This window comes from Pseudomonas sp. G1002, assembly GCF_013385455.1.
GTDB lineage: Bacteria > Pseudomonadota > Gammaproteobacteria > Pseudomonadales > Pseudomonadaceae > Aquipseudomonas.
This window is the reverse complement of sequence record NZ_JACAPY010000016.1, coordinates 81079-102459: the sequence shown is the minus strand read 5'-3', so window position 1 is coordinate 102459 and position 21381 is coordinate 81079. Positions and strand designations below refer to the sequence as shown.

The 21381-nt window shown below is 61.7% G+C and carries 23 protein-coding genes; 11 read left to right on the top strand and 12 right to left on the bottom strand.

Annotation, left to right across the window (positions count from 1 at the left end; translation table 11 throughout):
- Nucleotides 1–4: 4 nt before the first annotated feature.
- Both rhlB and HX801_RS06665 read right to left on the bottom strand, forming a co-directional pair.
- Nucleotides 5–1492, bottom strand: coding sequence for an ATP-dependent RNA helicase RhlB (gene rhlB, locus HX801_RS06670; protein ID WP_032899430.1), 1488 nt, complete (start codon nucleotides 1490–1492; stop codon nucleotides 5–7).
- Between the two features lie 96 nt (nucleotides 1493–1588).
- On the bottom strand, nucleotides 1589–2245 hold the full coding sequence (locus HX801_RS06665; RefSeq protein WP_177021818.1) for an alpha/beta hydrolase: 657 nt from the start codon (nucleotides 2243–2245) through the stop codon (nucleotides 1589–1591).
- Nucleotides 2246–2592: 347 nt separating this feature from the next.
- Between HX801_RS06665 and HX801_RS06660 the strand changes: the two genes are divergently transcribed.
- The 4 genes from HX801_RS06660 to HX801_RS06645 all read left to right on the top strand — a co-directional run bounded on the left by HX801_RS06660 (nucleotide 2593) and on the right by HX801_RS06645 (nucleotide 6761).
- Nucleotides 2593–3624 (top strand): amino acid ABC transporter substrate-binding protein, encoded by a 1032-nt coding sequence (locus HX801_RS06660; protein WP_003216321.1) that lies wholly within the window; start codon nucleotides 2593–2595, stop codon nucleotides 3622–3624.
- 72 nt (nucleotides 3625–3696) lie between these two features.
- A complete protein-coding gene (locus HX801_RS06655; protein ID WP_003216323.1) occupies nucleotides 3697–4878 on the top strand; it encodes an amino acid ABC transporter permease in 1182 nt (393 codons plus the stop codon).
- Between the two features lie 10 nt (nucleotides 4879–4888).
- Nucleotides 4889–5986: an amino acid ABC transporter permease gene (locus tag HX801_RS06650; protein WP_003216325.1), complete on the top strand. Its 1098-nt coding sequence runs from the start codon at nucleotides 4889–4891 to the stop codon at nucleotides 5984–5986.
- Nucleotides 5987–5996: 10 nt separating this feature from the next.
- Entirely contained in the window at nucleotides 5997–6761 is a 765-nt protein-coding gene (locus tag HX801_RS06645) for an amino acid ABC transporter ATP-binding protein (RefSeq protein WP_003171943.1), read from the top strand.
- A 61-nt stretch (nucleotides 6762–6822) separates the two neighbouring features.
- Here HX801_RS06645 and HX801_RS06640 read toward each other — a convergent pair whose 3' ends face one another.
- Complete coding sequence (locus tag HX801_RS06640; RefSeq protein WP_003216327.1) at nucleotides 6823–7305, bottom strand: type II toxin-antitoxin system MqsA family antitoxin; 483 nt, start codon at nucleotides 7303–7305, stop codon at nucleotides 6823–6825.
- Complete coding sequence (locus HX801_RS06635; protein ID WP_003216329.1) at nucleotides 7302–7613, bottom strand: type II toxin-antitoxin system MqsR family toxin; 312 nt, start codon at nucleotides 7611–7613, stop codon at nucleotides 7302–7304. The genes HX801_RS06640 and HX801_RS06635 overlap by 4 nt, the downstream gene beginning before the upstream one ends.
- A gap of 159 nt (nucleotides 7614–7772) precedes the next feature.
- On the opposite strand from HX801_RS06635, the gene HX801_RS06630 reads away from it, so the two are divergent.
- Both HX801_RS06630 and HX801_RS06625 read left to right on the top strand, forming a co-directional pair.
- Nucleotides 7773–8432: a FadR/GntR family transcriptional regulator gene (locus HX801_RS06630; RefSeq protein ID WP_003216331.1), complete on the top strand. Its 660-nt coding sequence runs from the start codon at nucleotides 7773–7775 to the stop codon at nucleotides 8430–8432.
- Nucleotides 8422–9702, top strand: a complete 1281-nt coding sequence (locus HX801_RS06625; RefSeq protein WP_177021817.1) for a CynX/NimT family MFS transporter — start codon at nucleotides 8422–8424, stop codon at nucleotides 9700–9702. The genes HX801_RS06630 and HX801_RS06625 overlap by 11 nt, the downstream gene beginning before the upstream one ends.
- On the opposite strand, the gene HX801_RS06620 is transcribed toward HX801_RS06625, so the two are convergent.
- The 8 genes from HX801_RS06620 to HX801_RS06585 form a co-directional block, all read right to left on the bottom strand.
- Nucleotides 9699–10349 (bottom strand): DUF1120 domain-containing protein, encoded by a 651-nt coding sequence (locus HX801_RS06620; protein WP_087692824.1) that lies wholly within the window; start codon nucleotides 10347–10349, stop codon nucleotides 9699–9701. The genes HX801_RS06625 and HX801_RS06620 overlap by 4 nt on opposite strands.
- Nucleotides 10350–10364: 15 nt before the next feature.
- Complete coding sequence (locus HX801_RS06615) at nucleotides 10365–11492, bottom strand: DUF1120 domain-containing protein (RefSeq protein WP_177021816.1); 1128 nt, start codon at nucleotides 11490–11492, stop codon at nucleotides 10365–10367.
- An 11-nt stretch (nucleotides 11493–11503) separates the two neighbouring features.
- Nucleotides 11504–13873, bottom strand: coding sequence for a fimbria/pilus outer membrane usher protein (locus HX801_RS06610; protein WP_177021866.1), 2370 nt, complete (start codon nucleotides 13871–13873; stop codon nucleotides 11504–11506).
- Nucleotides 13874–14014: 141 nt separating this feature from the next.
- Nucleotides 14015–14713: a fimbria/pilus chaperone family protein gene (locus HX801_RS06605; RefSeq protein WP_008435638.1), complete on the bottom strand. Its 699-nt coding sequence runs from the start codon at nucleotides 14711–14713 to the stop codon at nucleotides 14015–14017.
- Nucleotides 14714–14741: 28 nt separating this feature from the next.
- A complete protein-coding gene (locus HX801_RS06600) occupies nucleotides 14742–15368 on the bottom strand; it encodes a DUF1120 domain-containing protein (protein WP_250884758.1) in 627 nt (208 codons plus the stop codon).
- A 64-nt stretch (nucleotides 15369–15432) separates the two neighbouring features.
- Nucleotides 15433–16062 carry a DUF1120 domain-containing protein gene (locus tag HX801_RS06595; RefSeq protein WP_177021815.1) on the bottom strand — a complete coding sequence of 210 codons (630 nt, stop codon included), beginning with the start codon at nucleotides 16060–16062 and terminating at the stop codon, nucleotides 15433–15435.
- A gap of 43 nt (nucleotides 16063–16105) precedes the next feature.
- Nucleotides 16106–16723, bottom strand: a complete 618-nt coding sequence (locus HX801_RS06590) for a DUF1120 domain-containing protein (protein ID WP_166742204.1) — start codon at nucleotides 16721–16723, stop codon at nucleotides 16106–16108.
- 44 nt (nucleotides 16724–16767) lie between these two features.
- Nucleotides 16768–17397: a DUF1120 domain-containing protein gene (locus HX801_RS06585; protein ID WP_087692818.1), complete on the bottom strand. Its 630-nt coding sequence runs from the start codon at nucleotides 17395–17397 to the stop codon at nucleotides 16768–16770.
- 504 nt (nucleotides 17398–17901) lie between these two features.
- Here HX801_RS06585 and HX801_RS06580 point away from each other — a divergent pair.
- The 5 genes from HX801_RS06580 (at nucleotide 17902) to HX801_RS06560 (ending at nucleotide 21366) form a co-directional block, all read left to right on the top strand.
- Nucleotides 17902–18636 carry a response regulator gene (locus HX801_RS06580; protein WP_177021865.1) on the top strand — a complete coding sequence of 245 codons (735 nt, stop codon included), beginning with the start codon at nucleotides 17902–17904 and terminating at the stop codon, nucleotides 18634–18636.
- A 200-nt stretch (nucleotides 18637–18836) separates the two neighbouring features.
- A complete protein-coding gene (locus tag HX801_RS06575; protein ID WP_003216351.1) occupies nucleotides 18837–19472 on the top strand; it encodes a response regulator transcription factor in 636 nt (211 codons plus the stop codon).
- A 100-nt stretch (nucleotides 19473–19572) separates the two neighbouring features.
- Nucleotides 19573–20043: a nuclear transport factor 2 family protein gene (locus HX801_RS06570; protein ID WP_008435632.1), complete on the top strand. Its 471-nt coding sequence runs from the start codon at nucleotides 19573–19575 to the stop codon at nucleotides 20041–20043.
- Nucleotides 20044–20079: 36 nt separating this feature from the next.
- The gene (locus HX801_RS06565; protein WP_003216354.1) at nucleotides 20080–20355 is read left to right on the top strand and encodes a GIY-YIG nuclease family protein; all 276 of its coding nucleotides are present in this window, start codon (nucleotides 20080–20082) and stop codon (nucleotides 20353–20355) included.
- Nucleotides 20356–20430: 75 nt separating this feature from the next.
- Nucleotides 20431–21366: a glutathione S-transferase family protein gene (locus HX801_RS06560; RefSeq protein ID WP_008435631.1), complete on the top strand. Its 936-nt coding sequence runs from the start codon at nucleotides 20431–20433 to the stop codon at nucleotides 21364–21366.
- Nucleotides 21367–21381 lie beyond the last annotated feature (15 nt).

Genomic DNA, 21381 nt, shown 5'->3' with positions numbered 1-21381 from the left:
CAGCTTAAGGGCGTTTGCGCTCCACCGGACGCAACAAATGCGTCGGCGGCGTTTCGCAGCTGATCTTGCGGCCCAGCAAGGTTTCGATCGACGGCAACTGATACGAGTCGTCTTCACCGGCAAAGCTGATGGACACGCCCGCCGCGCCCGCGCGGCCGGTACGGCCAATCCGGTGCACGTAGTCGTCCGGCACTTCCGGCAGGGTGAAGTTGATCACGTGGCTGATGCCATCGATGTGAATCCCGCGTCCGGCCACGTCGGTGGCCACCAGCACGCGAATCTTGCCTTCGCGGAAACCTTCCAGGGTCTTGATGCGCTTGTGCTGCGGCACGTCGCCGGACAGTTGCGCGGCATTCACGCCATCACGCACCAGGCGTTCTTCGATGCGGCGCACTTCGTCCTTGCGGTTGGCAAACACCATGACCCGCTCCCAACCGTTGTCGTTGACCAGGTTGTAGAGCAGCTTGTATTTGTCGGCACCGGCCACGGCATAGATATGCTGTTCGACGTTCTCGCTGGCAACGTTGAGTGCCTCGATCTCGACGATGGACGGGTCAGTGGTCCACTGCTTGGCGAGGTTCATCACGTCTTCGGTGAAGGTCGCGGAGAACAGCAGGGTCTGGCGCTCGTTTTTCGGCGGGGTCTGGCGAATGATCTGACGCACTTGCGGGATGAAGCCCATGTCGAGCATGCGGTCGGCTTCGTCCAGCACCATCACTTCGACCATGTCCAGGTGCACGTCGCCGCGCTGGTTGAAGTCCAGCAAGCGCCCCGGCGTGGCCACCAGGATGTCGCAGTGGCGCGCTTCCAGGTGCTTGAGCTGCTTGTCGAAGTCCATCCCGCCAACAAACGTCATCACGTTGAGGCCGGTGTACTTGGTCAGGTCGGCGGCGTCCTTGGCGATCTGTACCACCAGCTCCCGGGTCGGGGCGATGATCAGTGCGCGGGGTTCACCCATGTAGCGCTCTTTTGGCGGTGGGGTCTGCAACAACTGCGTAATGATCGAGATCAGGAACGCAGCGGTCTTGCCGGTACCGGTCTGGGCGCGACCGATGGCGTCTTTGCCGGCGAGGGTGAAGCCCAGCACTTGCGCCTGGATCGGCGTGCAGTACGGGAAACCCAGGTCCTGGATGGCGTGCATCAGTTCCGGGGCGAGCTTGAAATCATGAAAGCGGGTTTTGCCTTCCTGGGGTTCGACGGCGAAGTCTTCCAGTTTCCAGGGAATAACCACAGGTTTGGGCGCGCGTTCACGGCGCGGCTTTTCCTGGCGTGGCTCCTGGCGTGGTTGGTCGGCGGCTGGCTCTTCAGCGACGTTAACCGTGGCGGGTGTGGTCACCGGCTCTTTTTTTGGCGAGGCTACAGGTGCGGTCCGGCCAGGCTGCTGGCCGTCATTGCGGCTGCCTTGAACGTGGGCGGGGGCACTGGAACCTGGCGCGAGCTGCTCAGCCTCGCTTTTACCGAACATCTTCTTGAGTGCTTTGAGCACGGTCATCTCATCAATTGGTTAAGGAATGTACGCCGGCCAGTGTAATGCAAGAATCGGGCGCGGCGTAGTGCGTTGGTCATGCGGCTACACAATGGGTGGTTTTCAGCCCAGGCGGGCGGCCAACCAGTCACCGATATCGTGTATCTCCTGGGGTAACACTTCGTGGCCCATTGGGTATTCCTGCCATGCGACGGTGACACCGCGCAACTTCAAATGCTCATAGGCGCTGCGACCCATGGCGTTCTGCACCACGTCGTCGTATTGGCCGTGCAGGCACATCACCGGAATCCGTTGCTGGCTGGCCGATAATTCGAGTTCGTCACCGAAAGTGGGAGCGTAGGTGGAAAGGGCAATCACGCCACCCAAAGCACCCTGCCATTTCAGGAACGCGGTGTGGAACACCACGGCGCCACCCTGGGAAAAACCGGCAAGGAAAATCCGCGAGGCGTCTATCCCGCTGCTTTTTTGTTCCTTGATCAGGTCGGTAACCATTTTTGCCGAGGCTTCCAGCTCTTCAACACTGATGGAACGCGCCGGGCTCATGGCCTTGATGTCGTACCAGCTCGGCATCTCGTAGCCGCCATTGATGGTCACCGGGCGTGTCGGCGCCTGGGGCAGGACAAAGCGCGTCGACAGGAGTTTTTCCTGCAGGGCTTCGGCCACGGGCAGGAAGTCGTAGCGATCGGCACCCAGGCCATGCAACCAGATTACGCAGGCGTCTGCGGGCTTGGCGGGCTGAAGAATCAAGGGTTCGGTCATGTCTGCTCCATAAATGTGCGTGCGCTCCGATTGAGTGCGTCGGAACGGTGCGCGACGGGTTGATCTGTTAAGAGAATGTCGCAAGGTTGAATCTTTTGCTCTTGACCATGGGCTGAAACGACTCAGCCATCAGTCTGGTACGGGGCTTGCTATGTGAAACCCGATGTCAAGGCTCACCCCAGGCGGTAACACTATCAGTGACTGGCGCCTGTGGGATAGCAACTGGACTTAAAGCAAAAACCTCATGCTGTTTGACCCCAAAAAAAGCCAACACGGGTCGATGTCGCCTCATAAGGGTGCGGTGGGGTTCGAGCTCCGACACAACAAGAGCAAAACTGGAGGTTTGAATGAAGGTATTGAAATCCACCCTGGCCATCGTGACCGCGGCTACCGTACTGGGTGTCAGTGGTTTCGCCCAGGCTGGCGCCACTCTGGATGCCGTACAGAAGAAAGGCTTTGTGCAGTGTGGCGTGAGCGACGGTCTGCCGGGCTTCTCGGTGCCGGACGCCAGCGGCAAGATCCTCGGGATCGACGCTGACGTGTGCCGTGCTGTTGCCGCTGCCGTATTCGGCGACGCAACCAAGGTCAAATTCAGCCAGTTGAATGCCAAGGAGCGTTTCACCGCGCTTCAGTCTGGCGAAGTCGACATCCTGTCGCGCAACACCACCATGACCAGCTCCCGCGATGCCGGCATGGGCCTGAAATTCCCGGGTTTCATCACCTACTACGACGGTGTTGGTTTCCTGGTGAACAACAAGCTGGGCGTTAAAAGCGCCAAGGAACTGGACGGTGCAACCATCTGCATCCAGGCCGGTACCACCACTGAGCTGAACGTTTCCGACTACTTCCGCGCCAACAACCTGAAGTACACCCCGATCACGTTCGACACCTCCGATGAAAGCGCCAAGTCGCTGGAATCCGGTCGTTGCGACGTACTGACCTCCGACAAGTCCCAGCTCTACGCACAGCGCAGCAAGCTGGCTTCGCCGAAAGACTACGTGGTACTGCCGGAAACCATTTCCAAAGAACCACTGGGCCCTGTCGTGCGTAACGGCGACGACGAGTGGCTGGCCATCGTGCGCTGGGTTGGCTACGCCATGCTCAACGCTGAAGAAGCCGGTATCACCTCCAAAAACGTCGAAGCTGAAGCCAAGTCCACCAAGAACCCGGACGTTGCCCGTCTGCTGGGTGCTGACGGCGAATACGGCAAAGACCTGAAAGTGAAGAAGGACTGGGTCGTACAGATCGTCAAGCAGGTCGGTAACTACGGCGAAGTGTTCGAGAAAAACCTCGGCAAGAGCACGCCTCTGGAAATCGATCGTGGCCTGAACGCTCTGTGGACCAACGGTGGCATTCAATACGCACCACCTGTGCGCTGATCGCTGATGGTTCTATCACCCGGTGGGCCAACCGCCGGGTGATGTTCTGTTCCATTATTTCTGGGGCACTTAATGCAAAATCAAATCGGCGCACCAAAACAGAAGCTCAGCTTCAGTGATCCAAAAGTGCGTGCGTGGCTATTCCAGATCATCACGATTGTGGCGGTGGTCTCGTTGGGCTGGTACCTGTTCAACAACACGCAAACCAACCTTCAACACCGGGGCATTACCTCGGGTTTCGACTTTCTTGAGCGCAGTGCCGGCTTCGGCATCGCTCAGCACCTGATCGACTACACCGAATCGGACAGCTATGCCCGGGTCTTTGTGATCGGTCTGCTCAACACCCTGCTGGTGACGGTGATCGGTGTGGTCCTGGCGACCATCCTCGGGTTCATCATCGGTGTGGCGCGCTTGTCGCCCAACTGGATGATCAACAAGCTGGCCACGGTGTATGTGGAAGTGTTCCGCAACATTCCGCCGCTGCTGCAAATCCTGTTCTGGTACTTCGCGGTATTCCTGACGATGCCGGGGCCGCGCAACAGCCACAACTTCGGCGACACGTTCTTTGTCAGCAGCCGTGGCCTGAACATGCCCGCCGCGTTGATGGCGGAGGGTTTCTGGCCGTTTGTGATCAGCGTCGTGGTGGCAATCATCGCCATTGTGCTGATGGCCCGTTGGGCAAATAAACGCTTTGAAGCCACCGGTGTTCCGTTCCACAAGTTCTGGGCCGGCCTGGCGCTGTTGGTGGTGATCCCTGCGCTGTGCGCTTTGGTGTTCGGCGCGCCGCTGCACTGGGAAATGCCCAAGCTGCAAGGCTTCAACTTCGTCGGCGGCTGGGTACTGATTCCCGAGTTGCTGGCGCTGACCCTGGCCCTGACCGTGTATACCGCGGCGTTTATCGCCGAGATCGTGCGGTCAGGCATCAAGTCCGTCAGCCACGGCCAGACCGAAGCGGCGCGTTCCCTCGGGCTGCGCAACGGTCCGACCCTGCGCAAGGTGATCATCCCGCAAGCCCTGCGCGTGATCATTCCGCCGCTGACCAGCCAATACCTGAACCTGGCGAAAAACTCGTCACTGGCGGCCGGTATCGGTTACCCGGAAATGGTTTCGCTGTTTGCCGGCACGGTACTCAACCAGACCGGCCAGGCCATCGAGGTTATTGCCATCACCATGAGCGTGTACCTGGCGATCAGCATCAGCATTTCCCTGCTGATGAACTGGTACAACAAGCGCATTGCGCTGATCGAGCGGTGAGGAAACCTGCATGAGTACGCATACTTTCAAACCTGATATGCCGCCACCGAACAAAGTGTTCGGGCCGATGGCATGGATGCGCGCCAACCTGTTTTCCAGCTGGCTCAACACCCTGCTGACATTGCTGGCGTTCTACCTGATCTACCTGGTCGTGCCGCCGATCCTGCACTGGGCGATCCTCGATGCAAACTGGGTCGGTACCACCCGCGCCGACTGCACCAAGGAGGGCGCCTGCTGGGTGTTTATCCAACAGCGCTTCGGGCAGTTCATGTACGGCTACTACCCCGGCGACCTGCGCTGGCGCGTCGACCTGACCGTGTGGCTGGCCATCGTGGGTGTGGCGCCGTTGTTCATCTCGCGCTTCACGCGCAAGGCGGTCTACGGCCTGAGCTTTTTGGTGGTGTACCCGATCGTTGCCTACTTCCTGCTGCACGGTGGGATCTTCGGCATGACCAACGTGGCAACCAGCCAGTGGGGCGGCTTGATGCTGACCCTGGTGATCGCCACCGTCGGCATTGCCGGGGCCTTGCCGCTGGGCATTGTGCTGGCGTTGGGTCGGCGTTCGAACATGCCGGCGATTCGTGTGGTCTGCGTGACGTTCATCGAGTTCTGGCGCGGCGTGCCGTTGATCACGGTGCTGTTCATGTCGTCGGTAATGTTGCCGCTGTTCCTGCCGGAAGGCATGGGCATCGACAAATTGCTGCGGGCCTTGATCGGCGTGATCCTGTTCCAGTCGGCCTATGTGGCCGAAGTGGTGCGCGGTGGCTTGCAGGCGATTCCCAAGGGCCAATACGAGGCTGCGGCCGCGATGGGCCTGGGTTACTGGCGCAGCATGGGCCTGGTGATTTTGCCCCAGGCACTGAAGATGGTGATCCCGGGCATCGTCAACACGTTTATCGCGTTGTTCAAGGACACTAGCCTGGTGATCATTATCGGCCTGTTCGACCTGCTCAACAGCGTCAAGCAAGCCGCCGCCGACCCGAAATGGTTGGGCATGGCCACTGAAGGCTACGTGTTCGCCGCCCTGGTGTTCTGGATTTTCTGTTTTGGTATGTCCCGCTATTCCATTCATTTGGAACACAAGCTGGACACAGGCCACAAGCGTTAGGAGTGTTGTGATGAGTGAAGCGATCAAACAGCCTGTGAGCCCTGAAGGCATTATTCAGATGCAGGGCGTCAACAAGTGGTACGGCCAGTTCCATGTGTTGAAAGACATCAACCTGAACGTCAAGCAGGGCGAGCGTATCGTGCTGTGCGGCCCGTCCGGTTCCGGCAAGTCCACCACCATCCGCTGCCTCAACCGCCTGGAAGAGCACCAGCAGGGCCGCATCGTGGTCGATGGCGTGGAACTGACCAACGACCTCAAGCAGATCGAAGCGATCCGCCGCGAAGTCGGCATGGTGTTCCAGCACTTCAACCTGTTCCCGCACCTGACCATCCTGCAGAACTGCACGCTGGCCCCGATGTGGGTACGCAAGATGCCCAAGCGCAAGGCTGAAGAAATTGCCATGCACTACCTTGAGCGCGTGCGTATTCCGGAGCAGGCCCACAAGTTTCCGGGGCAGTTGTCCGGCGGCCAGCAACAGCGCGTGGCGATTGCCCGTGCGCTGTGCATGAAGCCGAAAATCATGCTGTTCGATGAGCCGACCTCGGCGCTCGATCCGGAAATGGTGAAAGAGGTACTGGACACCATGATCGGCCTGGCGGAAGACGGCATGACCATGCTCTGCGTGACCCACGAAATGGGCTTTGCGCGCACCGTGGCCAACCGCGTGATCTTCATGGACAAGGGCGAGATCGTTGAACAGGCGGCGCCGAATGACTTCTTCGACAACCCGCAGAATGATCGGACCAAGTTGTTCTTGAGCCAGATTCTGCATTGATCGATGAGTGATGCTTGAAACAATAAACCCGGCCTGGTGCCGGGTTTATTTTTGCCATCAATCAAGTTGTCGTCAGGGTCTCGTGCTCTTTATGTACCGTATGCACGGAATTGCGAAGATCTGCGCCTTCACTCAGGATTTTTGCTTCGACCAGCAAGTGGGGGTGACGCTCAAGCAAACGCATCAGGACTACCAGGGATTTGGGGGGCAATACCTCACCGCGCTCGTAACGAGATAAGGCGTTGTGGCCGCCACCCGATAGCAGTTGTACCGTTTCTTTTTGTGAAAGGTGCAGTTTGCGGCGTATGCGCTTCATCTCGGTGCCGACCATCTGCCTGAAACTGTGAACGATTTCATCGCAGTGGTCTGAATAGCGTTCCGCGTCTTCGGGGTCCAGGATCACCTCTCCACATGCCTGGCACTCCCATCCAGACAGATCGTCTATACGGCGATGCAAACCTTTGACTTCCGATGTTTCGCTACGTCCTGAGAAGTGATGCATTCCGTCATGCCTGCCGCAGCTGAAGCATTGCTCTGTTTTCATGGGTTTTTCTCCTTGAAGGAGATCACCGGAGGTTTACCATCCGTGCGGTAGGTCACCTTGATGTAGATCTCCAGATCATGTGAGTGAATGTGATACACATCTTGCCAAACTCGATGGTCGTCATGAGTGGTCATCGACTTGTACAGCATCGTGTTTTTCAACTCGAAAATGACCGCCTGCATTTGTTCGATGCTTAAATCAAGATCCTCGCCGCAACGGCGTGCGCTTTGAGTAAATGCTTGCTTTCCAAGCCGCCTGACATCCGCCTTTATCACCGCCAAATCGTAATGAGGTGTGTACTTTTCCATAAGACACCTGAGTCCAATAATTACCCTCTGAGGGTAATTTTACCAATCGAAAATACTGCTCCTTTGCCTGCCCAAGAACCCTAGTGCGTTGCCTTTGTAGGCAACTCCGAATAGGCTGTGGGAAAATTCATCCTATGATTGGATGAGAGGACGAAACCCATGACAGACATCGCCCCCCTGATCAAACGCTCCCTCGTCGATCAAGCCCTCGAACAGTTGCGCCAGCGCATCACCCAAGGCGTATGGGCCATCGGCGAACGCCTGCCCACCGAGCCCGAGTTGTCTGCCGAGTTGGGGATCAGCCGCAACACCGTGCGTGAAGCCATGCGCGTATTGGCATTCTCCGGGTTGATCGAGATCCGCCAGGGCGACGGCAGCTATTTGCGCTCCATGACCGACCCGCTGGGAGCGATGAAAGCCTTGTCCCACTGCACCCTGGCTCAGGCGCAGGAGACGCGGCAGATTCTTGAAGTCGAGGCAGTCGGCTTGGCCGCGTTGCGCCGCACCGATGAAGACCTGGTCGCTTTGCGCGCGGCCCTCAACGCCAGCGGCGACCATTACCACGGTGATCTTGAGCACTACATCAGCTGCGACCTGGTGTTCCACAAACGCCTGGTGGACGCGGCCCACAACCCGGCCTTGAGCGAGCTGTATCAGTACTTCTCGAGCATTGTCGGCGCGCAACTGCGCCAGACCCTGAATATCCAGCCGCGCCGGCAAGCGGTGTTCGACCTGCACGGCGCCTTGCTCGATGCCGTGGAGCAACAGGACCCGGAACGCGCCAAGGCCCTGTCCCGGCAGTTGATCAATGAACCTTGAACCCGAGACCACCATGCCCCGTTCAGAAAATGCCCTTGATGAACTGCTGATCGACGCCGAAGCCGATGACGATGAGGTCCAGCACAGCCCGCCGGTGGTAAGCCGTCCGTGGTTGTTGCTGCTGGGCCTGATCCTGGTGGCGCTGAACCTGCGCCCGGCGTTGTCGAGCATGGCGCCGCTGCTCGCTGAGGTCTCCCACAGCCTGGGTCTCTCGGCGGCCAAGGCCGGGTTGCTGACGACGCTGCCCGTGTTGTGCCTGGGCCTGTTCGCGCCACTGGCTCCGATCCTGGCCCGACGTTTTGGCGCCGAGCGGGTGGTGCTGGGCATTCTGCTGACCCTGGCCGGCGGCATCATCCTGCGCAGTTCATTCGGTGAGGCCGGGCTGTTCGCCGGCAGCCTGCTGGCGGGTGCGAGTATCGGCATCATCGGGGTGCTGTTGCCCGGTATCGTCAAGCGCGATTTCGCCAAACAGGCCGGCACCATGACCGGCGTGTACACCATGGCCCTGTGCCTGGGTGCAGCGCTGGCGGCGGGATCCACGGTGCCGCTGAGTCATTACTTCGGCGACAGCTGGAACATCGGCCTGGGGTTCTGGATTCTCCCGGCGTTGGTCGCGGCGTTGTTCTGGTTGCCACAGGTCGGCCAGAAACACGGCGCGCACCAGGTGGCCTATCGCGTGAAGGGCTTGTTGCGTGATCCGCTGGCCTGGCAGGTGACCCTGTACATGGGCCTGCAATCCTCCCTGGCGTACATTGTGTTTGGCTGGCTGCCGTCGATCCTGATCGGCCGTGGCCTGAGCGCCACCCAGGCGGGCCTGGTGCTTTCCGGTTCGGTGATTGTGCAACTGGCCAGTTCCCTGGCTGCGCCCTGGCTGGCCACCCGCGGCAAGGACCAGCGCCTGGCCATCGTGGTGGTGATGGTGCTGACCCTGGGCGGCCTGTTCGGTTGCCTGTATGCACCGTTGGACGGCTTGTGGGGCTGGGCGATTCTGCTGGGCCTGGGCCAGGGTGGCACTTTCAGCCTGGCGCTGACCTTGATCGTGCTGCGTTCACGGGACTCCCATGTAGCCGCCAACCTGTCGAGCATGGCCCAGGGCATCGGCTACACGCTGGCGTCCATGGGGCCGTTCGCGGTCGGGCTGGTGCATGACTGGACCGGTGGCTGGAACGCCACCGGCTGGATTTTCGCGGTGATCGGCCTGGGCGCGATCATCGCGGGGTTGGGCGCCGGGCGTGCGCGGTATGTCGGCGTGACCAGCGAAAAGGTCTAGAGGTACAGCACTTCCATGGTGCTGGAACCATCGATATGCACGTCGCTGCTGAGGTCGAGATTGTTCTTGGCAGCGATCACCGTATCGACCCTGACCAGGCTGCTCAGCGTCTGGAAGGCCGTCGGCCCGCTGGTGCTGCCGACGGTGTCGGTAAAGCCGAGAAAGCTGCGCGAACCGATGTCGATCGGGTTGCTGTTGGCGGTGCGCCAGGCGATCCCGCCGCTGGTGGACTCGGTGCCGTAAACCTCCGGCAGGCTGTCGATCACCGTCTGCTTGGGGTCGAAGGTCAGGGAGTACAGCCCGATCTTGTTGCCACTCGGGTCCAGGCCCAGCCCGTAGTAGATTTCGCTGTTGACGTTGGCGGTGCCGTCGCGGTTGTCGCTCATGCGCAGGGCGTAGCGAGTCGCTGCCTCGCAGTTGATGGTCACGCTCAGGTAGCGCACCGGCAGGCGTTTGCCGCGATCAATGTTCAACTCCTGTTGGGAAATCTTGCCGTAGTCGATCAGCCCGTTGCTCGACAGCGCCGGTGTACAGGCACTGGGAGTGAGCAAGCCGGTGACGCCAAGTTCGACACTGGAGGCTGCCGTGGCACCGCTGCTGAGGGTCAGCAGGGCAAGTGTTGCGAGAGAACGCTGGCGTAGGTGCATGACCATACTCCTTGATCAGAGGTAGATGATTTCAATCGTGCCCGAACCGTCGAGCAGTACTTCCGTACGCAGGTCCAGGCTGTTCATGGGGGACAGGACGGCGCGCACGCTGATCTGCCCACTCAGGTTCTGGATCGCGGTCGGGCCGGCATTGCTGCCGGGTAGAGCGGTAAAGCCGAGCAAACTGCTGCTGCCGATGGGAATGGGGTAGGCGCTGGAACTGCTCCAGGCCACGCCGCCAGTGGTGGAGTCGGTGCGATATACCTGGGGCAGGGCATCGGCGCGCAGGTCGAAGGGGTCGAAATAGAGGAAGTACCGGCCGATTTTATTACGGCTGTCGTCCACTCCCAGGCCGTAGGCGGTTTCGTCGATGCCGCCGGTGGCCGAGCCTTTGCGGTTGTCATGCATGCGCAAGGCGAAATGAGTCGGGCCGTCGCAGCCGATACTCAGCAGCAGGCTGCGGGAGGCCAGGCCGGTTTCCTTCTCGGCGTTCAGGCTCTTGGCCCACATACGGCCAAAGTCGATGATGCCGCCGTTGGACAACGTGGTCTCGCAGGCCGCCGGAGCGAAGCCGGCTTGCAGCGACAGCTCCCGGGCGCGGCCGGTGGCGACGGCGTCGATCAAGCCGGTGGCTTCCCAGGTCACCGCGTCGCGCACTTGCAGGGCGTCGGCCTGTGCCCAGGAATTGACCAGCAATTGCGCCGAGAAGCTGCTGCCGGTGGTCGGCGCACCGTCGCGCAACGGTACGATGGCCTGGTCGGGCCGCCAGTCGAGTGTCCTGCCCCTGGCACTGGGCGCCTGGCCTTGCCCGCTGGTCAACCCCAGTTCAACAGCCTGGCCGTCGAGTACCGCATCGCTGATGTGCACGCGGTAACTGCCACGCTCGGTAAAGCGGTAGCGCTCGGCAGTCGCGGCCAGGGCCCGGTAGAACACGTGCATATCGGTGGGCGTCGGGCAGTTCAGGTTGAGGCTCAGGCGGCGTTCTCCCAGCAGGATTTCTGCGCCGGGGTTGCGCTGCACGGCGCGGTTCATCACGCCGAAATCCAGGCGCGACTGGCTTAGGGTCAGTTGGCATTCGTCGGCGTGCGCCCGGCCCTGGACGATGGCGCCCAGGGCCAATCCCAGCAGTAACAATCGCTTCATCACAGTCTTCCTCATGGCGTCACACAGCGGGCCGGGGCGGTTTCGAAATACACCTGCGGGTCGGCTTTTTCCGCGAGTTCAACCTGCAGTTCACAGCGGCTCATGCCCGGTGCCTTGACCCACAGGGGGCGTGGGTCCAGCACGTTCGGCAGGAACACCTGGCTGCCTTCCTGCACCAGGGTCACGAACTCGCCATCGACGGTACTCACCGTGGCGCCACGGGGCAGCGGCGTGCCGTGGTCGGTGGTCACTGTGAGCAAGGCACGACGGGTCAGGGCCACGCCGAATTCCACGCGGTCGACCGCACCGCGCCCGGCGCTGATGACGGCCAGGCCGTTGCTGATATCGGCGTTGCGCGGCAGCGACTGGGTTTGCACTTCCACGGGGCTGCGCCCGTAGGCGGACACCTGCGGTACCACGGCCTGGCCCTGGAAGTCGGTCCATACCGGGCCGCTGGGTGTGGTGAGCTTGACCCCGGCCATATCGCCGACAGACACCAGCGCAAAGGTGTCGCGCACCGGGTAAGGCGAGAAGGTCACACCCCCGCTGTGGGCCACCACCGCACCGCGTGCGCCGCCCTGGTAGCTGGAACGTTCGGCGTCCGAGCGGCTGTAGTTCATGTCCAGTTGTGCATAGCGCGGCAGATAGGAGACGCCGAGGGTGGATTCCACTTGTTGGTCGCGGCTGTCGTGCTCGGCACTGACCCGGTAACTGAGTTGATCGTTGACCTGCTCGTTCACCCCCAGGCCGATGCGATGCTCGCCACCGGAGTTGCGCACCCAGGAGCGCCCACGCCGGTTCTCACCCAGTGGCACGCTCAGGTTCAGGTACACCGCGTTCTCGTTATTCTGCCGGCCGCTGACCTGCCACTCGGCACTGGCCGACAGCGACACGCCGCGCACGCTGGTGCCCCATGAGGCCAGGGCACGGCTGCTGTTTTCGCCGTTGAACGTGGTAGTGCGCGACAGGCCGGCATTGAAGGCACCCAGCCATGGATGGGCCCAGCCCAGGGCCAGGCTCTGCTGGTCGCGATAGCGGGTGAGGCGACCTTCGTCGTCCCGTGAGTCGTAGTAGGCGGCGTCTTCCAGCTCCCGGTAGCCCATGGTGCGGTGGGAGGCGCCGGCGGTGATCGACCATTGCCGGCCCAGGCGCTGGGACAGGCTCAGGTCGGTCTGTACGCCGCGTTCACCCAGGCGTTGGGCATCGGCAATCTGGGTCGACAGTTGTACCTGGCCGTCTGGCCACGGCAACAGGCCGAGGCTGGCACCCGTGGCACGGTAGTCTTCGGCGGCAAGTGCGCCGGCCCCCAGGCTCAGGCGCGGGTTCAACGCACCGCTCCAGCCGCCGCTGATTACCCATGGATCGTCGCCCCGTGTATCGCCGATATTGCGCACCCGGCCCGCCCCCAACGAGTAACCCGGCGCTGGCAAGCCGATGCCGAGCATCGCCGCCGGTACGGTGAAGCGCCGCTCTTCGCCGGTGCTTTCCTTGACCGTCACTTCAACGTCCGAGCGTGTGTTCAGGCGCCTCACATCGGTCAGCGAGAACGGCCCGGCCGGCACCACCGTGGAGTGAATCAGCGCGCCGTTCTGGCGTACCTCGACCTGGGCCGGGCTGTTGGCGATGCCGCTGATGGTCGAGCCCTGTTCCTGGTCCTGCAGGGCCTGTTCGGTAAACAGCTGCATGCCGGTGATCTGCGCGGACGACAGCACCGGGTTGTAGAGGTTGATCTGCCCGGCCTGCAACACCGCCTGCTGCTCGGCGAAGGTGCGCTGGGCATAGGCTTCCAGGTGGGTACTGCGGGACCGGGAGTCTTGCCAGGTCTGTACCTGGCGGCTGCGCACGATCCAGTCGCCGGCGTTGAAGCCCAGCTCGGTATTGGCCGAGCCGAAGCGGCTGGCGTCGTCGCCATAACGGTTGTACAAACCGGTGAGGTCGTAGTTGAGCAAGCCGGCGAACCCTCCGGTTTCATAACCGGACAGCTCACGTTGGCGCGGGCGCAGGGCATCGGTGGGCACCATCAGGCTCACGCTCAGGCTGGCGGGGTCTTGCTCCACCACGGTTTGCGGGTATTCGCCGAGGAAGTCATGGCAGGTGCTGTCGCCCAGCGGCGCGGGTATCACCAGGTCGGCGGCGTCCAGCAGCGGGCGGTCAAAGCACAGCGCCCCCTGGCTGTCGAACTGAACATCAAGGCGGCCACGGCGCTGGCCGTTCACCGTCAGGCTCACGGCGTGGCGGCCGCTGGTGTAGCGCGGTGCGTCCAGCAACAGATAGGCCAGTTCCGGGTCGATACCGCGCTGGTGCAGGGTTTGCGCGTCGAAGGCGTCGCCCCAGGCATCGGCCGACAGCAACGCCATGGTCAGTGGCAGCGCGGCCCGCATCCGGGCGGGGCGTAAAGGACAGTCGGGCACGGCTTCGCCAGCCGGGTCAGTGGTTACTGTGTTCACGTAAAGGCACTCAGGTTATGGAAGCCGGCAACGGTTGGCGGGCTTCCCGGTGACAGTCACAGGGCTGTCACTTCGTTATTCAGCGTTTGCGGCGGTTATCGGTGCTTCATAGGCGGCGACGGCAAAGCCGTACACGGTGGCCGGTTGCAGGCGTACGGCCGTGGCGGTGTGGGGCGTGCTGAGCCGCAGGGTTTCGCCGGGCAACACATAAGTGCGCGGCAGCACCAGGCTCTGCTTGCCGGGCAGCAATTGCAGCTCCTGGGCCAGGCGCACCACGTAAGGCGTGGGGTTGGCGACGTTCAGGTGACCGGCGTTCAACGACCAGGTCAGCCCGGTCCAGGGTGTGCGGTTCGGCGCCAGGCCCTTGGGATGAATGATCACCGGCAGGTTCTGGCGCACGGTCACGCCCACCCGCGCATGGCCAGCCTGGGCGGCGTCACGGTCCTTGGGCATGCCTTCGAAGATCACCCGCTTCAGGCGTTGGGTTTTCAGGGGCGTGGGGTTGCGCAGGATAAAGCGCACCAGCTGGCTTTTATCGGCCTCGACCCGGGACAGGGGCGGGGTGACGAACAGCAGCGATTCGGTGTCTTCCGGAATGTCTTCCAGGGTGACGTGCAGCAGGGCCAGTTTGCCGTCGGTGTTGGTCACCGACACCGAAGCTTCGCCGTCGGCCTCGTTGACGATCACCACCGAGGTGTCGGGCACCATGCCGTCGGCAAACGCCTGGGTGCTCAGCAGCCAGCCCAGGGCCAGCAAGGTTGGATAGGTCTTCATGACGCAGTTCCTAAAATGATCACAAGGCTTAGAGGTAACGCAAATCCAGGACCAGTGAGCCATCGAGGGGAACGTCTTGCCTGAGGGTCAGACGGTTCGCCGGGTGGATGGTGGTCTGTGCGCGGATCCGGGTGGTCAGGGTGACGATGGGTTCCGGAAACGGTCGGCCGGGACGGGCGAAGCCCATGAGTGTCTTGGGGTGGATGGCCGGTTGGGGAGCCCAAAGGCCGCCTTCGGGGTTTGACACAAGTGACTGCATGGCCTGGCCGTCTCCTTGCGCCGCTTCGAACGCCAGGTCGACGTAACCCAACTGCTCCGCGGGCGCGATGGGGTTTCTCCCCAGGCCGTAGGTAGTGTCCGGTGCGGCGGACGAATCTTCGCGGCTGTCCAGGCCAATCAGGCCAAACAACAAGGGGCCGCTGCAGTGGATCTCTACCTCCAGCCATTGGGTAGGCAACGGGGTGGGAGCCACCTGGTTGAGGAGATGGGCAGGGATGGTGCCGTGGTCGATGATGCCGCTGCCGGAGAGCGCGATGGTGCAGGAGCTGGGGGTAACCAGGCCCGACAGGGTCATCTCGGTGGCGGTGCTGGCAAACACGCTAGAGCCGGTGTTGAGCAATAACAGCGCCGTGCACAGGCGTAGGGTTCTGTTCATCATTCGGTCTTCAATGTGTTCGGTGCAAGTAAGGCGCCTCGCCGCGAACGACGAGGCCGCGGGTTTACAGGTACTTCACTTCCAGCGTGGCCGAGCCGTCGATCGGGTGTTCATCGCTCAGGTCCAGGCTGTCGGCCCGGGCGATCTGCGCGTACACCACCAGGTCGCTGACGACTTGCTGGATCGGCACCGGCAGCCAGGTGCCCGAGGTTCTATCGCCGAAAGCCGCCAATGCGCTGGGTGGCAGGATCGCGTCCGCCGACTCTGCCCAGGTCGTGCCGTTATCCCCGGATTCCAGCACTGTGACGGCGACAGCGTCGGCGACTGCGTTATTCAGCATCAGGTCGTAGGCCCCCAGCTTCTGCGTACCGTTGATCAACCCCAGGCCGTAGGTGCCGCCGGTGGAGTTGGACCCGGCGCGGTTGTCGGTGCCCTTGACGGCAAACAGGGTGCCGCCGTCGCAGGTGATGGTCAGTTGCAAGGTGGTGCGTGGCAGTTGTTTGGGGGTCGTAAGGTTCAGGTCTTTGGCGGAGATCTTGCCGTAGTCCACCATCCCTCCGCCGGACAGGCCAGGTGTGCAGGCGTTGGGGGTAATCACCCCTTTGACAGTCAGGTCGACGGTGGACGCCGCCAGGGCAGAGGCGCTGGTGCTGAGCAGCAGCGCGGTGGCCAGGGCATTGAGCGTAAGTTTCATGGGGCACACGTTTCCTTTCGAGTGGGGCCGGTTGAATAAAGGGTTACAGGTACTTCAGTTGCACGGTGGCATGGCCGTCCAGCGGCACTTCGTCGAGCACGGTCAGGCGGTCGGTGCCGTCGACCATCGTGTACACGCGCAGGTCGGCACTGAATTGCCGTATCGCAATCGGGGTGTTCGCACCGCCGTTGGTGGCGACCGAGGTCTGGGTGTAGTGGCCCAGGTAAATCGACGGGAGCCAGGTCACCCCGCCATCGGTCGAGTTGATCGTCTTGACCGTGACGCCGTCCGCGACCGGGTTGAGCAGGCCGAATGCGGTGGCGCCAAGTTTTTCGCCACTGTCCGTCAGCCCCAGGCCATGCCAGTAGTCGTTAATTGCCGAAGTGCCGGCGCGGTTATCGATCGTGCTCAGCGCGATGAACGTTGGCGCTTCACACAGGACTTCCATTTGCATGGTCTGCGGCTGCAGTGAGGTCGGGCTGTCGGTGTTGAGTTCCTTGGCCGGCATTTTTCCGTAATCCACCACGCCTCCGCCGGAGAGCATGGGTTCACAGGCATTGGGTGTGATGGTGCCCGTGACGGCGAAGTCGGTACTGCTGGCGGCCAGGACGGTGGGGGCCAGCAGCAACGTGGCGAGAAAGACAGCGGGTGAGGAATTCATCATCGAGCAGCACCTTTTGGTTGCAGGTCAGGGGCGAAGGTGGGTTACAGGTAGAGCACTTCAATGGTGGCCGAGCCGTCGATATTGACTTCGTTGCTCAGGTCCAGGCCGTCGGTGCGGTTGATGTAGCCGCTGTAGGCCACGGGGGTGACCAGTTGCTGGGTGGCACGCGGGGTGCTGGCGTCTGCCAGGGTGGCGACCGAGAGATAGGTGCCGGTTTCAAAGCTGTTCCAACGCTCCCAGGTGACGCCATTGTCGAAAGACCCGATGGCTTGCACGGTTTCGCCGTCGGCCTGGGGCGGGCTACCGTTGGCGCCAAGGGTCAAGCTATAGGAACCCAGCTTTTGCGTGCCGTTGATAAAGCCCAGCCCGAAGCCGCTGCCGCTGCCGGAGCCAATACGGTTGTCGGTCGCCTTGAGGGCGAAGATCACCGGCGCATCGCAGGTCACGGTCATTTGCAGCGTGACTTTCGGCAACAGGGTGATCTGGGTGGCGTTCAAGTCCTTGGCCGACATCTTGCCGTGGTCGATGACCCCGCCACTGGACAGGCTCGGCGTGCAGGCATTCGGGGTGATGATGCCCTTGACTGTCAGGTCCACGGTGCTGGCGGCGAAGGCGGGGGCGGTGCCAGTGATCAGCAGGGCGCTGGCGACGGCGATCAGGTGCTTGTTCATGGTTGTATTGTCTCGGTGTTGGATCAACTGACGGGTGCAGCTCACCGCAGCGCAGAAAGAGGCGCGGTTGGGCGTCGGGTCAGTTCGGATAGTTGGCCGCCAGGTGAGTTGGCGGGTTGCCCTCTTGGGGTGGGGCGCAATTTAGCGCCGGGGGGGAGGAGGGGAAATACAAGAATTACGACAATCCGCTATCCCTCTAGCTCGCCTGCGTCAAGTCGGAATCGGTGGGCGGAGCTGTAGGAAAAACTGTCTTTTCGTAGTTCTTGTATCGCAAGAGTGGTATTCATGTGGATAGCTTGATTCGGTAATGGGTGCCAGGCGGATGGGTTAAGGATCACCGTCAAGCGCACCCTCACTAGACGATATGCCAGGGCCGTCTGATGGCCCTGGCAGGTCGGCGCCGATATCGAGGTGGCCATGATGCCAAGCGTGTTTGCTGACGACGCCCCCAGGCAGCAAACGGTGCCATGGCGCAGTCCTCCTGTTCACTGGAAGCACCTGAGCGTGCTGATCGTCGAGGACCATCAGGCCTATCGCGCCTTGATGGGCTGGTTCCTGCAAAAATTCGAAGTCGATCACGAACTGGTGTGCAACGGGCAGGCCGCGTTGACCGCCATCGCCCTGCGGCATTTCGACCTGGTGATCAGCGATTGCCGCATGCCGGTGCTGGATGGCTATAGCATGGCTCGTGAGATCAGGCGGCGAGAGGCCGTACACAGCCGCCCGCGTGTGCCGATCATTGCCTTGACCGCCAAACTCTCTGCGGACGATGCGCGCCGCTGCCTTGAGGCCGGCATGGATGCCTGGCTGCTCAAACCGCTGACCCTGGAACAATTGCGCGGGGTGCTGGAGCAGTGGCTGCCACAGCCGCCGGGCGCCAGTACGAACCCGCCTGCCACAGCCTGCGCCGGGGTGCACTGGCCGACTCGTGCCGAACTGATCAGGACATTTGGCGATGAACAGGTGGTGAACCAAATGTTGCGCACCCTGGTGCGCGAGGCCGAGGCTGATTACGCAGGCCTGGTACAGGCTTGCCGCATCGTCGACCCGCATGCATTGGTCGACTGCCTGCATCGCCTGGCGGGAAGCCTGGCGTTTTTTGGCGAGACGGAGCTGGATCGCTGTGCGGGGGAGTTGATCGAACAGGTGCGCAAGCACGGGATCCGGTGCAACAGGCGGGCATTGCAGCGGTTCGACCAGGACCTGCTGGTGTACCTGCGCTATTTGACAGATTTATGACATTTTCAGCGATTCTGTAGGGGGTATTACCTCTGTCTGTGGGCTTAGTTTGTAGGTGGTTTCCTTTTTTGTTGTAGGTAAAAAATCACCCGCTTAAGAACACGGGACGCCATTGAAAACCGCTCCCAGGTGGGCGGTTGTTGCCCGGGACGGACAGGGTTATTTTGCGCAAATCAATTTGCCATCACTCATGGATTTCTATGCTTCGCGTAATTATTGCTGACGATCATCCCATTGTTCGGATCGGGCAGAAGGTGGTGATCGAGGCCAACGGCAAGTGCAAGGTGGTCGGTGAGGCCAACGGCCCGGATGAGCTGCTGCGGGTACTGGGCAGCACCCCTTGCGATGTGCTGGTGACGGACTTCGCCATGCCGGGCGGGCAGCAGGCTGACGGCTATGTGTTGTTGGGCTTGTTGCAACGCCAATACCCCGGGGTGCCGGTGATCCTGGTGACGATGTTCGCCAATATCGCCACCCTGCGTGCCTCGTTCGCCGAGGGCGCCCGAGGCATTGTCGCCAAGAGTGCGTCGGCCAAGGAGTTGCCCACGGCCATCAAGGAAGTCTGCGAGGGCAAGACCTTCGTCAGCGAGTCCCTGCGGACCCAGTTGGTGCAGGCCGGCACGGGCGATCAATCACAACCGCCGCAACTGTCGGGCAAGGAACGCGAAGTGGTGCGCATGCTGGCCAGCGGCATGACCGTCAGCCAGATTGCCGCGCGGGTCAATCGCAGCATCTCCACCATCAGCAAACAGAAAAGTACCGCGATGAACCGGCTGTGTATCTCCACCGATGTGGATTTGTTCCACTATGCTCGCAGCAGCGGAATGGTGCCCTGAAGGGACGGGATGAGGTATTCCTGGCGTTGATGCCAGTAGTGTTCCCCGGCCTTGGGGATTATCGTACCGGCCATCCCAACTTCTTTTGCGGAACCTGCCCATGAGCGACGCCCATAACGCCTTGATCACCGAGTTCTACAGTGCCTTCCAGCGCCTGGATGCCGAGGCCATGAGCGCCTGCTACAGCGACGACGTGGTGTTCAGCGACCCGGCATTCGGTGAACTGCGTGGCCGTGATGCCGGCGACATGTGGCGCATGCTGACCACCCGGGCCAAGGACTTTTCCCTGACCTTCGACAGTGTGCGCAGCGATGAAATCACCGGCAGTGCCCATTGGGTGGCGACCTACCTGTTCAGCGCCACGGGCAACACCGTAGTCAACGATATCCGGGCGCGCTTTGTGTTTCGTGACGGCAAGATCTGCGAGCATCACGACCACTTTGACCTGTGGCGCTGGTCGCGGCAGGCGTTGGGCACCAAAGGCCTGTTGCTGGGCTGGACGCCGCTGGTGAAAAACGCCGTGCGGGCCCAGGCGCTGAAAGGGTTGAAGGCGTTCCAGGCCAGTCGTTGATAAGATTGGCGTTCCTTTGGTTTGCCGAATTGATCCGTGACGACTCCTTCTGAAGCCAAACCGTGGTTTGTCTACCTGGTGCGCGCCGCCAATGGCTCGCTCTATTGCGGTATCAGCAATGACCCGGTGCGCCGCTTTGCCATGCACCAGAGTGGCAAGGGCGCACGGTTTTTCCTCTCGAGCCCCGCCGTGGCGCTGGTGTACACCGAGGCATGCATCAGCAAGGCCGAGGCGCTGCGCCAGGAACGGCTGATCAAGAAACTCAAGAAAAGCGCCAAGGAGTGCCTGGCGGCGATCGGCCCATCAGTTTGACTGATAGGTTCCCATGCGCGCCTTTGCCGGGTTTGCAGGCTAAGCTGGACGCTCACTCATTGAGCGGAGCCTGGCATGACTGAGTTGATCCTGCACCACTACCCGCAATCCCCGTTTGCCGAAAAAGCCCGCCTGTTGCTGGGCTTCAAGGGCTTGTCCTGGCGTTCGGTGCACATCTCGCCGGTGATGCCCAAGCCTGACTTGACGGCCCTCACCGGTGGTTATCGCAAGACCCCGGTGTTGCAGGTGGGCGCCGATATCTACTGCGACACCGCACTGATCGCCCGCCGTCTGGAGCAGGAAAAGTCCGCGCCGGCGCTGTTTCCCCAAGGCCTGGAACTGGTCAGCCAAAGCTTCGCCGCCTGGGCTGATTCGACGGTGTTCTCCCATGCCGTGAGCCTGGTGTTCCAGCCGGAATCCCTGGCGGTCAAGTTCGCCAAAGTGCCGCCGGAAATGCTCCAGGTGCTGGTGGCCGACCGCAGCAAATTGTTCAGTGGCGGCACGGCCACCCGTGTGCAACTGGATCAGGCCAAGCATCAATGGCCGGTGATCATCGGTCGTATCAATCAGCAGTTGCAGCACCAGCAGGGCGACTTCCTGTTCGGCGAGCCGTCGATTGCCGACTTCGCCCTGGCGCACCCGTTGTGGTTCCTCATGGGATCGTCGGTCACCTCGCCGCTGGTGGAAACCTATCCTGCGGTGGCCGCCTGGCTCGCCCGGGTGTTGGGTTTCGGGCATGGCACGTCGAGCCAGATGAGTGCCGAGCAAGCCCTGGAAGTCGCGCGCAATGCCACGCCGGCCAACCTGCCGGAAGAAATCTTCGAAGACCCGAACGGCTTCAAGCCCGGCCAGCAAGTGACCATCAGCGCCACCGACTACGGCACCGATCCGGTGGCCGGGGAGTTGCTGTTTGCCGGCCGCGAAGAGCTGATTCTGCGGCGCACCGATGACCGCGCCGGCACCGTGCATGTGCACGTTCCGCGCTTCGGATTTCGGATCCAACCGGCGTGACTGAAATTATTTTCA

Excerpts from the sequence above, each read along its gene's own strand:
- rhlB (WP_032899430.1), bottom strand. The coding sequence starts at position 1,492 with ATGACCGTGCTCAAAGCACTCAAGAAGATGTTCGGTAAAAGCGAGGCT.
- HX801_RS06665 (WP_177021818.1), bottom strand. The coding sequence starts at position 2,245 with ATGACCGAACCCTTGATTCTTCAGCCCGCCAAGCCCGCAGACGCCTGC.
- HX801_RS06660 (WP_003216321.1), top strand. The coding sequence starts at position 2,593 with ATGAAGGTATTGAAATCCACCCTGGCCATCGTGACCGCGGCTACCGTA.
- HX801_RS06655 (WP_003216323.1), top strand. The coding sequence starts at position 3,697 with ATGCAAAATCAAATCGGCGCACCAAAACAGAAGCTCAGCTTCAGTGAT.
- HX801_RS06650 (WP_003216325.1), top strand. The coding sequence starts at position 4,889 with ATGAGTACGCATACTTTCAAACCTGATATGCCGCCACCGAACAAAGTG.
- HX801_RS06645 (WP_003171943.1), top strand. The coding sequence starts at position 5,997 with ATGAGTGAAGCGATCAAACAGCCTGTGAGCCCTGAAGGCATTATTCAG.
- HX801_RS06640 (WP_003216327.1), bottom strand. The coding sequence starts at position 7,305 with ATGAAAACAGAGCAATGCTTCAGCTGCGGCAGGCATGACGGAATGCAT.
- HX801_RS06635 (WP_003216329.1), bottom strand. The coding sequence starts at position 7,613 with ATGGAAAAGTACACACCTCATTACGATTTGGCGGTGATAAAGGCGGAT.
- HX801_RS06630 (WP_003216331.1), top strand. The coding sequence starts at position 7,773 with ATGACAGACATCGCCCCCCTGATCAAACGCTCCCTCGTCGATCAAGCC.
- HX801_RS06625 (WP_177021817.1), top strand. The coding sequence starts at position 8,422 with ATGAACCTTGAACCCGAGACCACCATGCCCCGTTCAGAAAATGCCCTT.
- HX801_RS06620 (WP_087692824.1), bottom strand. The coding sequence starts at position 10,349 with ATGCACCTACGCCAGCGTTCTCTCGCAACACTTGCCCTGCTGACCCTC.
- HX801_RS06615 (WP_177021816.1), bottom strand. The coding sequence starts at position 11,492 with ATGAAGCGATTGTTACTGCTGGGATTGGCCCTGGGCGCCATCGTCCAG.
- HX801_RS06610 (WP_177021866.1), bottom strand. The coding sequence starts at position 13,873 with ATGCGGGCCGCGCTGCCACTGACCATGGCGTTGCTGTCGGCCGATGCC.
- HX801_RS06605 (WP_008435638.1), bottom strand. The coding sequence starts at position 14,713 with ATGAAGACCTATCCAACCTTGCTGGCCCTGGGCTGGCTGCTGAGCACC.
- HX801_RS06600 (WP_250884758.1), bottom strand. The coding sequence starts at position 15,368 with ATGAACAGAACCCTACGCCTGTGCACGGCGCTGTTATTGCTCAACACC.
- HX801_RS06595 (WP_177021815.1), bottom strand. The coding sequence starts at position 16,062 with ATGAAACTTACGCTCAATGCCCTGGCCACCGCGCTGCTGCTCAGCACC.
- HX801_RS06590 (WP_166742204.1), bottom strand. The coding sequence starts at position 16,723 with ATGAATTCCTCACCCGCTGTCTTTCTCGCCACGTTGCTGCTGGCCCCC.
- HX801_RS06585 (WP_087692818.1), bottom strand. The coding sequence starts at position 17,397 with ATGAACAAGCACCTGATCGCCGTCGCCAGCGCCCTGCTGATCACTGGC.
- HX801_RS06575 (WP_003216351.1), top strand. The coding sequence starts at position 18,837 with ATGCTTCGCGTAATTATTGCTGACGATCATCCCATTGTTCGGATCGGG.
- HX801_RS06570 (WP_008435632.1), top strand. The coding sequence starts at position 19,573 with ATGAGCGACGCCCATAACGCCTTGATCACCGAGTTCTACAGTGCCTTC.
- HX801_RS06560 (WP_008435631.1), top strand. The coding sequence starts at position 20,431 with ATGACTGAGTTGATCCTGCACCACTACCCGCAATCCCCGTTTGCCGAA.